The organism is Aequorivita soesokkakensis (assembly GCF_001641085.1).
In the GTDB taxonomy this organism is placed as follows: Bacteria; Bacteroidota; Bacteroidia; order Flavobacteriales; family Flavobacteriaceae; genus Aequorivita; species Aequorivita soesokkakensis.
The window spans coordinates 1-13,075 of sequence record NZ_LXIE01000010.1 but is presented as its reverse complement, the minus strand read 5'-3'; the positions used below and the strand labels follow the sequence as shown (position 1 = coordinate 13,075).

At 37.2% G+C, this 13,075-nt stretch carries 11 protein-coding genes; 9 read left to right on the top strand and 2 right to left on the bottom strand.

The features are described 5' to 3' along the window. Positions 1-36 precede the first annotated feature (36 nt). From A7A78_RS15270 to A7A78_RS05130, 8 genes are all read left to right on the top strand, one after another. Positions 37-1,221: a T9SS type A sorting domain-containing protein gene (locus A7A78_RS15270; RefSeq protein ID WP_068761387.1), complete on the top strand. Its 1,185-nt coding sequence runs from the start codon at positions 37-39 to the stop codon at positions 1,219-1,221. Positions 1,222-1,224: 3 nt separating this feature from the next. Further along, positions 1,225-1,923, top strand: a complete 699-nt coding sequence (locus A7A78_RS05160; protein ID WP_068761386.1) for a T9SS type A sorting domain-containing protein — start codon at positions 1,225-1,227, stop codon at positions 1,921-1,923. Between the two features lie 247 nt (positions 1,924-2,170). Next, positions 2,171-3,925, top strand: a complete 1,755-nt coding sequence (gene aspS, locus A7A78_RS05155) for an aspartate--tRNA ligase (RefSeq protein WP_068761385.1) — start codon at positions 2,171-2,173, stop codon at positions 3,923-3,925. A gap of 42 nt (positions 3,926-3,967) precedes the next feature. Next, positions 3,968-4,522 (top strand): hypothetical protein, encoded by a 555-nt coding sequence (locus A7A78_RS05150; RefSeq protein ID WP_068761384.1) that lies wholly within the window; start codon positions 3,968-3,970, stop codon positions 4,520-4,522. Next, positions 4,494-5,366 carry a tetratricopeptide repeat protein gene (locus A7A78_RS05145; protein WP_068761383.1) on the top strand — a complete coding sequence of 291 codons (873 nt, stop codon included), beginning with the start codon at positions 4,494-4,496 and terminating at the stop codon, positions 5,364-5,366. The genes A7A78_RS05150 and A7A78_RS05145 overlap by 29 nt, the downstream gene beginning before the upstream one ends. Next, positions 5,339-7,135: a chloride channel protein gene (locus A7A78_RS05140; RefSeq protein ID WP_068761382.1), complete on the top strand. Its 1,797-nt coding sequence runs from the start codon at positions 5,339-5,341 to the stop codon at positions 7,133-7,135. Before A7A78_RS05145 ends, A7A78_RS05140 begins: the two co-directional genes overlap by 28 nt. A 27-nt stretch (positions 7,136-7,162) precedes the next feature. Further along, positions 7,163-7,408, top strand: a complete 246-nt coding sequence (locus A7A78_RS05135) for a hypothetical protein (protein ID WP_068761381.1) — start codon at positions 7,163-7,165, stop codon at positions 7,406-7,408. A gap of 96 nt (positions 7,409-7,504) precedes the next feature. Next, positions 7,505-7,702: a cold-shock protein gene (locus A7A78_RS05130; RefSeq protein WP_068761380.1), complete on the top strand. Its 198-nt coding sequence runs from the start codon at positions 7,505-7,507 to the stop codon at positions 7,700-7,702. A gap of 53 nt (positions 7,703-7,755) precedes the next feature. Here the strand turns inward: A7A78_RS05130 and A7A78_RS05125 are convergent, their stop codons facing one another. After that, positions 7,756-8,205, bottom strand: coding sequence for a nucleoside deaminase (locus A7A78_RS05125; protein WP_068761484.1), 450 nt, complete (start codon positions 8,203-8,205; stop codon positions 7,756-7,758). Between the two features lie 109 nt (positions 8,206-8,314). Between A7A78_RS05125 and A7A78_RS05120 the strand changes: the two genes are divergently transcribed. Next, complete coding sequence (locus A7A78_RS05120; RefSeq protein WP_068761379.1) at positions 8,315-10,093, top strand: 1-deoxy-D-xylulose-5-phosphate synthase; 1,779 nt, start codon at positions 8,315-8,317, stop codon at positions 10,091-10,093. Positions 10,094-10,141: 48 nt separating this feature from the next. On the opposite strand, the gene A7A78_RS05115 is transcribed toward A7A78_RS05120, so the two are convergent. Continuing rightward, the gene (locus tag A7A78_RS05115) at positions 10,142-12,751 is read right to left on the bottom strand and encodes a T9SS-dependent M36 family metallopeptidase (RefSeq protein ID WP_068761378.1); all 2,610 of its coding nucleotides are present in this window, start codon (positions 12,749-12,751) and stop codon (positions 10,142-10,144) included. Positions 12,752-13,075 lie beyond the last annotated feature (324 nt).

Below are 13,075 nucleotides of genomic sequence, written 5' to 3'. Positions count from 1 at the left end.
CTTTAAAAGGTCAACAATCTATTAACCATCAAAGTTATGAAAACACTACTACTCATTCTTTTTTTATGCACCTGCACAATTTCTTTTGCGCAAATAACAAATATTCCCGATCAAAATTTTGAGCGCGCACTAATTGATTTGGGGATTGATAGTGATGGCATTGTTAATGGTCAAGTATTAACAACTGATATTAATTCAATAATAGCACTGGATGTAAGGTATGAAAACATACATAATCTAACGGGTATTGAGGATTTTGCAGCTTTGGAAAATTTAGATGTAAGAGGAAATAGTTTAACCAGTTTAAATACTTCGTCAAATACAAATTTGAAAAACCTTATCTGTCACGCAAATCCTTTAACCTCAATAAATATTTCAGGCAATATTCTTTTGGAAAGCTTAGACATTCAGGTTTTACATCAGCTGGATAACATTGACCTTTCAAATAACATAAATTTGGAAACATTAGAGATGGGAGATTGTTGGATTGATACAATTGATCTTTCAAATAGTGTAAATCTTAAAACATTGATTGCTGATGGAGCATTTATTTCTGAAATTGACTTATCCCAAAACCTTTTATTGGAATATTTGAACTTAACAGGTGTAGATATCTCTTCACTAGATGTTAGCAATAATATTCTCCTAAAAGAACTCTATTTTGGTAATTTTGATGGATATATAGGCCCGCTTTTTACAACTTTAGATCTTAGCAACAACGTAAACTTAGAGATAGTTTATGGCACGAATTTATTTTTCTTGGAAACGGTTGACGCAAGAAACGGTAATAACGAAATATTAACCGTGACCCTACCCTGCCTATTTGAAGGAATCCCATGTGAACTCACCGAATTGCATTGCGTAAAAGTAGATGATGAAGTAGCCGCAACAAACCATGAGGCTCCTTATGATAATTGGCGCATAGATGCAGATTTTGTTTATTCTGAAGATTGCACATTAGGTGTTTCCTCCCAAGAGGACAGTGCTTTTTCAATCCACCCAAACCCCGCAAAAAATGAACTGTTTTTAAGTTCACAAAACCCCTCAGAAAACCTAAAAATTAAAATCTTCAACATAGAAGGTAAACTTTTAAGCTCCCAAACTTTAGCGCTTGAAAAACAAACTTCCATAGATGTTTCCAATTTATCAAGCGGTATGTATTTTCTAAATATTGAGGATGAAAACGGTAATACTGCAGTGAAAAAATTTATAAAAGAATAAATTATGAAAACACTATTATACCTTCTGCTATTCAACATTAGTGCAATTTCTTTTGCGCAAGACCCACAACTTTTTGAAAATGACTGGTATTTGTATGAAGTAATGTCTACAGATGAGGGCACTTTGTATGATGTGTCTCTTATTAGTCCGTCTATTACTCCCTATTTAAGGATTTCAGAAGATTTAACTTATAGTGGCGAAGGCGCCTGTAATACCTTTAGCGGTACTTATGAGTTTTTTCCTCCAAATGATTTGAGCTCCATTAGTTTTATAGCAACCACAAATGATTGTGGCATACAGCAACATAACTGGTTTGAATACGATTATTTTGGTTTTATTTCAAATGGCTTTTGGTTCAGTATCACTCAAGATAATGGAGGCAAGGTACTTTCTATGTCAAGCCCTTTAATGGGTTATGCCATTTTTAAAAGTTACCCACTTTCCACTTCAGACTTTCAAAAAAATAAATTTCAACTATACCCAAACCCCGCAAAAGACAAAATGTTTTTAAGTGCAACAAATCCTACAGAAAATCTAAAAGTCAAAATCTTCAACATAGAAGGCAAACTTTTAAGCTCCCAAACTTTAGCGCTTGAAAAACAAACCTCCATAGATGTTTCCAATCTATCAAGCGGCATGTATTTTCTAAATATTGAAGATGAAAACGGTAATACTGTTGTGAAAAAGTTTATAAAAAACTAGCTCTAGTTTTTATATTCACGAAACTACTTTTACACATAGAGCTTCTGCTTTAACAAATATTACTTCCGCACTTATAAAAGTCCCACCCGCTCTAAAGAAAGTCTTGGTTCTTGAATCTTGGTTCTTTAAGTACCAAACGTCTTAATTAAGTTGCACAATTTATCCGCCTAAATAATAATCCCTTCAAAACCACTTCAATTCATTTAATACTTATTAAATTTGCACCCTTAATTTTTTTCAGAATAAAATGTACAGAACGCACAACAACGGTCAGCTTCGAGCGGCAGATATCAATAAGGAAGTAACCCTTGCGGGATGGGTACAAAAAACCCGCGACAAAGGTTTTATGGTGTGGGTAGACCTTCGCGACCGCTACGGCATCACCCAACTTATTTTTGATGAGGAAAGAACTTCAAAAGAAGTAATAGAAAAAGCTGCAAAACTAGGGCGTGAGTTCGTAATCCAAGTAACGGGAACCGTAATTGAGCGCGAATCCAAAAATCCAAATATGCCAACCGGCAATGTAGAAATTTTGGTTTCTGAACTAACTATTCTGAATGAATCACTTACCCCACCCTTCACCATAGAAGACGAAACCGACGGTGGCGAGGATTTGCGAATGAAATATCGTTATTTGGATATTCGTAGAAAACCAGTACGCGAAAATTTAATTTTCCGTTCAAAGGTTGCGATGGCGGTTCGTAATTATCTTTCAAATGAAGGATTTATTGAAGTGGAAACTCCTTATTTAATAAAATCAACTCCAGAAGGAGCGCGCGATTTCGTAGTGCCTTCCCGAATGAACGAAGGGCAGTTTTACGCACTTCCGCAATCGCCACAAACCTTTAAGCAATTACTAATGGTAGGTGGATTGGATAAGTATTTTCAAATAGTAAAATGCTTCCGCGATGAAGATTTGCGTGCAGACCGCCAGCCGGAATTCACACAAATTGACTGCGAAATGGCTTTCGTGGAGCAAGAAGATATTTTGAATGCTTTTGAAGGTTTGACAAAACATTTATTGAAAGAAATAAACGGCATTGAAATTTCCGAATTCCCGCGAATGACCTATGATGAAGCGATGGAAAAATACGGAAACGACAAACCAGACATCCGTTTCGGAATGGAGTTTGGTGAGTTAAACGCTGTTTCACAACACAAAGATTTCGGCGTTTTCAACCAAGCTGAATTGGTAGTTGGAATAGCAGTTCCGGGAGGAAATGCTTTCACCAGAAAAGAAATAGACAATTTAATTGATTGGTTAAAGCGTCCACAAATTGGTGCTTTAGGAATGGTTTACGTTCGCTGCAATGAGGACGGAACCTATAAATCTTCCGTAGATAAATTTTACACTGAAGAAGATTTGGCAAAGTGGGCAGAAGCAACTGGCGCAAAAGCTGGTGATTTAATCTGTGTACTTTCCGGAACAAAAAACAAAGCGAGAACACAGTTGAGTGCATTGCGTATGCATTTGGCAGAACAACTTGGTTTACGCAAGAATAATGAATTTGCCCCACTTTGGGTTGTGGATTTCCCGCTTTTGGAATGGGACGAAGAAACGGAGCGTTATCACGCGATGCACCACCCCTTCACTTCCCCAAAACCGGGACAGCTTGAACTTTTAGCCACAAACCCCGGCGAAGTAAAAGCAAACGCCTACGATTTAGTTTTAAACGGAAATGAAATAGGCGGTGGCTCAATAAGAATTCACGATAAAAAAACACAGGCGTTGATGTTTGACTATTTAGGTTTCACACCTGAAGAAGCAAAAGCGCAGTTTGGCTTTTTGATGGATGCCTTTCAATACGGCGCGCCACCACACGGCGGAATTGCTTTTGGTTTGGATAGATTGGTTGCCATTTTGGGCGGACAGGAAACCATTCGCGACTTTATTGCTTTCCCAAAAAACAATGCAGGTCGCGACGTGATGATAGATGCACCAGCGCCGATTGACGAAAAACAATTGGAAGAACTTCATTTAAAAGTTGAAATAAAATCCTAATAAAAAATCCTGCTAACGCGGGATTTTTTGATAGCTTTAAAGATGAATTGGAAAAAAACAATAAAGATCACCGCATTAGTTATTGGTTTTCTTGTTGTAGCTTTTGTCGGTTATAGCAGCTATATTTATTATTCCTACTATGGAAAATATGCAACGGATGAAGAAAAATACCCACATTACATCGGTTTTATAGACCAAAATACCGCATTACTCAATCAAACATATTCTTTATGTGGCGATGGCACAATTTATAAAACCCATCACGGAGCACCGTTTGATGCATACAAAAACAACAAAAGAACTTTTACTGAAAGTGTGCTAAAAACATACAAAAACGAAGGTTATACAGATTCTGGATACGTAAACTTCAGATTTTTGGTGAACTGTGAAGGCAATCCGGGTTGGTTTGAGATTATTGAAATCAATGAAGATTATGAAGATGTTTCACATACCAAAGAAATGGTAGATCAGCTTTTAAAAATTACTTCTGAACCTTCACATTGGGCTATTTACACCGTTGATGGAGCGCCACAGAATTATTATCATTACGTATCCTATAAAATTGAAAATGGAGAAATTACCGAAATACTTCCTTAGTATATTTGCGCTACTTCTGGCATTTTCATGTTCAGAAAAAGGCAAGGATTACAGTATTCTTTCAAAAGAAGAACGCAAAAAACTATCTATTGAAATTTTTGAAGGAGGCAGCCATCTTCCCCAAGGTTCACCAAAAAGCATGACCCGTATTGAAGAGGCTATAGCAATAGACCCCGGCAATTGTGATGCCGTTCGCGAACTTTCAGTTGCATATTTAAAACGTGGAATGCCCAACAAATGGAAAATTGAAATGGACAAAGCAGTAGCCTGTAATGCCGCCATTTGGCAACCTTACAGAGGCTACAATTATTTATGGTTTTATCGTGACTATAAAAATGCAATTGCAGATTTTGATGCTTCGGACACCTTAACGCCAAACTTTACGGATGCACCGCAAGGCCATAGTGTAGATTATTGGCGCGGTATTGCCTATTTGGGATTGAAGGATTATGAAAAATCCATCAGTTATTTCGATAAATATTTAACCCAGATAACTGAAGAAAGTGGGGAAGATTGGGCAGAACCAACAGCTTTTCTTTACCGTGGAATTGCTTATTATGAAAAGCGTAATTTTGACGACGCTTTAAAAGATTTTGACAAATTACTTTTTTATAATAGAGACCGTTCAGCAGATGGGAAATATTATAAAGCATTAATTTTAAAGGAAAAAGAAGACTGTGAAACCGCAAAAAAATTGCTTGCAGATGCAGAAGTAGATTTTGCGAACGGTTATTATAACAATAGAGATTATGTGGAAACCTTGTATCAAATTTTCCCACAGGATTTTGAAAAGCTAAATACGGAACTAGAAACCCAATGCCAACACAAAAAAGAACTTTATTAACCCGCTTTCTTATTTGGAGGATTAAATATATCTCCCACAGACAATTTGTGCTATTTTTGAGCATAATGGTCGGGCTTTTGGCAGGAATGGGAGCTGTGATTCTCAAAAACCTTACCCACTTAATCCAACATTTATTAGAAGGCAAATTGATAGCAGATTATCAAACAGCTTTCTATTTCATTTTTCCACTTATAGGTCTCACTTTGGCATTTTTGACGATGCGTTATGTAATCCGCAATAAAGTGAGCCACGGAATTCCCTCAACACTTTATGCCATTTCACAACGAAAAGGATTTATGCGACCCTTTCAAATGTTCGGAAGTCTTATTACAGCGCCCATTACCGTAGGTTTTGGCGGTTCTGTGGGTCTTGAGGGTCCAACGGTTGCAACGGGCGCAGCCTTAAGTTCCAATCTCTCGCGGCTTTTCCATATGAACCAAGCTACCCGAACTTTGTTGATTGGCTGTGCGGGAGCTGGCGCAATGTCTGCTATTTTTAAAGCCCCCATTGCCGCCATTATTTTTGCAGTGGAAGTTTTCAGTTTAGACCTTACTTTGGCTTCAATGGTTCCCTTGCTTTTGGCTTCAATTTCCGCTATTACAACTTCCTATTTCTTTTTGGGTTCAGATATATTGCTTCCTTTTAAAATCACAGATAAATTTGTAATCAACGACATTCCCTTTTATATTTTATTGGGATTGGTGGCATCTATGGTTTCCATTTATTACACAAAAATGTATTCCAATATTCAGGATTTCTTTGAGAAAATTGGAAACCCGATTAAACGTTTACTAATTGGTGGTATTGGTCTTGGGGTTATTGTTTATTTTATTCCACCTCTTTATGGGGAAGGATTTGACGTAATAAACAACTTGGTACAAGGCAATCCAAATGCCGCTTTGGAAAATAATTTTTTCAATCTGGATCTTTCCAGTATTTGGGTAGTTATAATGCTTTTGGCCGGCTTGGTGGTTTTTAAAATTATAGCCAGTGCGCTCACTTTTGGCGCCGGTGGTGTTGGTGGCATTTTTGCACCTACACTTTTTATGGGGAGTTTAATGGGGAATTGTTTTGCGAAAATCCTTAATAACATTGGGTTTCTCAACAATCCCGTTTCAGAAAGTAATTTTACTTTGGTAGGAATGACCGGATTGATGGCGGGAGTGCTCCACGCTCCTTTGACTGCAATTTTCCTTATTGCCGAAGTTACGGGCGGGTATGAACTTTTTATACCGCTAATGATTACCGCAGCCATTTCTTATTCGCTCACTAAATATTTCATTCCCCATTCTGTTTATACGATGGAATTGGGCCGAAAAGGCGATCTTATTACACACAATAAAGATCACGCAGTACTCACTTTAATGGATATTACAACAGTAATTGAAAGTGATTTCGTCCCTATTTATCCTGAAATGAATTTAGGTGAAATGGTACACGAAGCTGTGGTAAAGTCTAAAAGAAATCTTTTTCCTGTGTTGAACAAAAAGACAAATGCTTTGGAAGGCATCATCCTTTTGGACGATTTGCGGCCCGTCATGTTCGACCAAAATTTATACGAAGAAGTAAAAGCCAGCGAACTAATGCACAGCCCACCAGGATTGATTATTCTAAACGAAGATAAAATGACCGATGTAATGAAAAAATTTCAGGACACGGGTGCTTGGAATCTTCCCGTAATCAAAAATGGCGAATACTATGGCTTCGTTTCAAAATCAAAATTGCTCACGGCCTATCGAAGAAAATTGATTGATTTTTCTGGGAAATAGTTCAGTAGTCAGTAGTAAAAAAATATTATGAAATATATTATAACCGTGTTATTTATTGCTGTTTGTATCGCTTTGGGCGTTGGTTTCTTCATAAAATCTGATAATGAAGCAACCGGAAATTTGGTTATTGGCCTTTCCCTAATGGCAGGTTTTTTTGTTTTGATGCCCCTCTTCATCTATCATAGATGGAAAAACCGAAGCGTAAAAGATTATATGCTTACAAAGGAAAATATTGAAAAAATGCAGGATTACCAAAAGGATAAAAAAATTTGAGGGGTGAAGGATTTCAAAAAATTTTGATTTCTTTAACACATGAAATCATAATTATCATACATTTGTATCTAATTATTAATTTATTTTTTATTTACAATGGAAGGAACAGTAAAATTTTTTAACGAATCTAAAGGTTTTGGTTTTATCACAAATGATGAAACTGGAAAAGACATTTTTGTACACGTAACCGGCTTAAACGGTGAAGCTCTTAACGAAGGCGACAAAGTAGAATATGTTGAAGAAGAAGGAAGAAAAGGACGTGTTGCGGCTCAAGTTCGCGTTATCCACGACTAAAAAGATATATGTTACGGATTCTAAAAGCCTTTCATTTTGAAAGGCTTTTTTATTTAATTTAAATTTCTTTTCTCGATAAAGAACCGTTTAAGTAGTTGTGATGCTTCCTCGGCCATGACTCCGCCAATCATTTTTGTTTTGGGGTGCAATTTTGTTTCCATTGCGATGCAACCCCGCTGTTCATCCCTCGCCCCGTACACAATTTTTGAGATTTGGCTCCAAGCTAAGGCACCTGCGCACATTTGGCAGGGCTCGATAGTTACGTAAAGTGTGCAATCAATTAAATATTTTCCGCCCAAATAATTTGCCGCAGCTGTAATGGCCTGCATTTCGGCATGGGCGGTAACATCGTTCAATGTTTCTGTCAGATTATGCGTTCGGGCAATAATTTGATTGTTTATCACGATTACTGCACCTATTGGTATTTCACCTTTTTTATAAGCAGCTTCTGCCTCTTGAAAGGCGCGTTTCATAAAATAGGTATCATCGTAAGGGTTTATTATATTCAAGGATTCAGGTTTTTCAGGTTTCAGGTTTCAATTTAATAAAAACGAAATTACAAATTAACGAATTCCCCAATTATCAAATTCCCAATAAACGTATCTTTACCACTTGGAAAAAAATATCTTAAATACAATCCACTTTCCCAACGATCTTCGGAAAATTCCGAAGGAAAAATTGCCACAACTGGCGCAGGAACTTCGTGAATTTATTATAAATATTATTGCAACAAAAGAAGGTCATTTGGGCGCCAGTCTTGGCGTTGTAGAACTTACTATTGCGCTGCATTACGTTTTCAACACGCCCGATGATATTTTAGTTTGGGATGTGGGCCATCAAGCCTACGGACACAAAATATTGACGGGCAGAAAAGAAATTTTTCACACCAATAGACAACTGGGCGGCATTAGCGGTTTTCCAAAAAGAAGTGAGAGTGAATATGATACTTTTGGCGTTGGCCATAGTAGTACGGCTATTTCGGCAGCATTGGGAATGGCAATTGCTTCCAAACTAAAAGGCGAAATAGACAAACAACATATTGCCGTGGTTGGTGACGCCTCTATTGCCAGCGGAATGGCTTTTGAAGCCTTAAATCATGCAGGAGTTACGGATACCAACCTCTTGATAATTTTGAATGACAATGCCATCGGAATAGACCCAAGTGTGGGTGCATTAAAAAATTATTTCACCAAAGTGAAGCTTGATGGCGCGAAGGAAGCTGACAATATTTTTGAAGCCTTAAATTTCAATTATTCTGGGCCTATTGATGGCCATAATTTGAATCTTGTAATTTCTGAATTGGAACGATTAAAAAATGTTCCCGGACCGAAGGTGCTTCACGTTATTACAACCAAAGGTAAGGGTTTGCGTCAAGCAGAAGAGAACCAAGTTGTGTATCATGCACCAGGAAAATTTGATGCACTTACGGGAGATTTGGCTCCAAAAAGCACCGAATTGCAACCACCAAAATTTCAAGATGTATTTGGAAAAACCCTGGTTGAACTAGCTTCAAAAAACGAAAAAATAATAGGCATCACGCCAGCAATGCCTACTGGAAGTTCCTTAAAATTTATGATGGATGCTTTCCCTGAAAGAGCTTTTGATGTTGGTATTGCCGAACAGCACGCCGTTACTTTTGCTGCAGGAATGGCCACACAGGGATTTAATGTTTTCTGTAATATTTATTCCACGTTTTTGCAACGGGCTTATGATCAAGTGATACACGATGTATGTTTGCAAAAAATACCTGTAATTTTTTGTTTGGACCGCGCTGGGATTGTTGGTGAAGATGGCCCAACCCATCACGGTATTTTTGATTTGGCTTATTTAAACTGTATTCCAAACCTCATCATTTTTGCACCTCGCAATGAAATAGAACTTCGGAATATAATGTTTACTGCCCAACAAGGATTGGATTCACCAATATTCATACGCTATCCGCGTGGTAGGGGAAAGATTTTGGACTGGCAAAAATCTTTTAGTAAGATTGAAATAGGAAAAGCTACTGTTTTAAAAGAAGGGAGTGATACAGTTGTTTTAACCATTGGAACAATAGAAGATAATGTTCTGGAAGCAATTGGAACTTTCCCAGCTGTGCAACAGCAAAAAATTGGCTTGGTAGCTATGCGTTTCCTAAAGCCATTGGACGAAGTGATTCTTCATCAAATTTTCAAGAAATACAAAACGATTATTACGGTTGAAGACGGAACTATTATTGGTGGCTTGGGAATTTCGGTTGCTACTTTTGCTACTTCTAAAGGCTATAAAAACAAAATTGAAATGATAGGTATTCCCGATGTTTTTCCTGAGCAAGGTACAATTTCAGAATTGCAGGAAATTGCAGGCATTTCTTCAAAAAAGATTAAACAATCCCTTCAAAAATACTTATAAAAAAAGAGGCTCTTTCGAGCCTCTTTTCAATTCAAAACTATATTAATCTTAGTTGATTATCAATTTAGTTGTTTGTGAACGATTATCACCGTCAATCTGGATAATGTAAATACCTGGATTAAGACTGCTAGCGTTAATGTTAGCAATATGATGAAGTTCAATTTCTTGATTAAAGACTTTTCTACCATTCATATCAAAAATTGAAACTTTAGCGTTCCCTACGTCATATCTTGATTTGATGTTAAGCTCACCATTAGATGGGTTTGGAAAAACAACAAAATTGTTTTCAAGTAGTCCATTATCAGAAACTCCCAACTCACAATCAACAGGAACATCAAAAGCCTCAGTACCATCAAATCTGCTATTGGTGCTTCCTTGAAGTGCACTTACACCAAGTCCTCGTTTTGCAAAAGCTCTCCAAATAATACATCTGTTTGCTCCACCATTGGTAAGTTGATCAGCTTCCAAAATTGCATCACGACCATCCACAAAACCTGGGTTACAAGGTTGAAGTTTTAATCCGTCCATAACCAATTGCAATGCAATGTTATTTCCGCCCGTACCGTTGTAGATATCCGGGTCAAAACCATATTCGTCTATCAAATCCCAAGTTAAATCCCAAAGCATTGTAGCCCAAACAGAACCAACGCCATGAGGAGCTACTTGGCTTTTAATATCATCATAGGTAAAATCATTTATTGCAAAATCTTTACTGTAAGGTTTATTTCTTAAACCTTTTCCGGCTGTGCCTTCCCCAAGTGCATATGTTCCAGTGCCTCTTGGGCTATTTTCTGTATCATCAGATTGAATTGTAAGAACCATTCCGAAGTAATCGCTCCATCCTTCACCCATTTGCTCTTCATTTTGCAGACAGCCCACATTTGCAGGACCAGCTGTTAAACGGTTTGAAATTCCATGGCCATATTCGTGTGCAATAATAACATTGTCCAAATCACCATCTCTTTGGAATGGATCATTTCCTGTTCCATCGTCTCGTAAAGTTGCATTTACGGTGTCACCATTAAGTAAAGCTGTAATGATAGCCTCTCCATCAGACTGGTATATCATAATAGAAGGAATATCCAAAGATGAACCACCTCCAATCATAGCCGTTGGGTCCAAAGGTGTATTGTTTACTACAATTACCGCAATAGCACCAGCTGCTTGAATTTGAGCAATTTTGAATGTATTACCACATCCACCCAATCTAGCCACAGCAATTTTTCCATTTATTTCAGCGGCATTTAAAATGTTATCACAACCATCATTTGGGTCTGTTGAAGAACCTGCGTTATCGTCAACAACCAAAACCAAATCTTCAGTTATAGCAGTTGTTGGTAATGGTGTTCCGCCCACAAAGTTAGAGTCTATAGCGTAATATTCACCTGCTAATGGTCCTCCGTTAATATTCATCAAAGTACCCAATACTTTTCCAGGAGCACTCCAAAGATACATTTGCATTCTTGGCGCGCCTCCATCAGGTGGTGTTCCAAAGTTTGCATTATTTATTCCACTACCATCTTGAGCATCTGCAAATACATAATCACCGCCATTTCCAGGATTTCCGTAATTGTTTACCTGAAAATTTCCGCTTTCTTCATCAAAACCATACTGATACATAATATCATGCATCATATTGTTCATATAAAACAAATTGGTAATTGCGCCATCTCTAAAAGATGCAGGAGCTTGTGGAAGGTTGAAAGGAAAATCAAAAGTAAGGGTTGGACCGCCTTCTGCTCTGTCACCAACTCCATTGTTACCGTTTGCGTCTTCTTGTGCAATTACGTTATTCCCACGGCTATAAGTATATTCTGGTCCAGCAACACCATCATTATCGTGCCAGCCAAAAGGAGAAGCAATAGGGTCAGATGGGTCAAGAACAAGCTGATCTGGACCATCATTAGGACCTATTAAAGGCAATGGAAAAACACGGTATGAAGATCCATCACCAAGCATACGGCTTGAATTATTTACATTCGCTTCTGAAAAAAGAATGCTCTCTGTATTGGTGTGGGAATGTGAACCTTCGCCAAAGTTACAGCTTACCACCCAATCATCAGTCGCCAATAATTCCCCTGTAAGGGCATCGATACGAACACTATAATAATGTGTTGAATCTAAAAGATAAATGCTTAAATCCCAAGCAAGTTTCAAAGCGCCAGTTTCGTCCATTTTTTGGTAAACAAGTTCTACTGGAATGTTCTCCTGTGAAATGTTTCCATTGGAAAAAATATAGCTATTGTCTGAAACCGTTTCAATTAAATTCAAATTTGTAGGATTTTGAAGACCAAGCCAATTTGCTGCTTTTGAAATCGCATTTACAGCAGATATGGAAGGCGAGGTGCCATTTACCTTTGCGGCAACATTCTCAGTAAAGGAAAGTTTTGCACTATAAACTGCTCCATCTTTAATAGTAAAAGGAGAAACAGAGTTGAACAATTTAATGCCTTGATGGCGTTGTTCAACGTACACATTATAAGCTTTCAAGCTTTTTGAATAGCTTTGTGACGCAATTGAAATGTCCGAAATATCCTGCTGTTGAAGCGAATATTGGGAACGGTTTTGTTGAAGGTACGTTTTTACCAAATTGCTGTAATCCTGTGCAAAGGATATGTTTACAGCAAAAAAGATAATTAAGTAAAGAACTTTTTTCATAAGATTAAATTAAGTTTTTAGGTGATTAAGATCAGATGTTATTGATCCAAAAAATGTTGATTTAATATCTCCCACGAATAGGATTTATAAAAATATCATAAAATTGACGATAATCCCTATTAAAATTCTGTTTTTAACATTATTAAGAAGCAAAAATTTTAAATATTACATTTTTCTCGTATCAAGTTTATATTTCCATTTAAAACAAAAAAGAGGCCAGTGCGGCCTCTTTTTTATTTACTGAATAATCACTAATTTATAATAAGTTTAGATGTCTGCGAGTAATTATCTGCATCAATACGGATTAAATAGATTCCTGTTTTT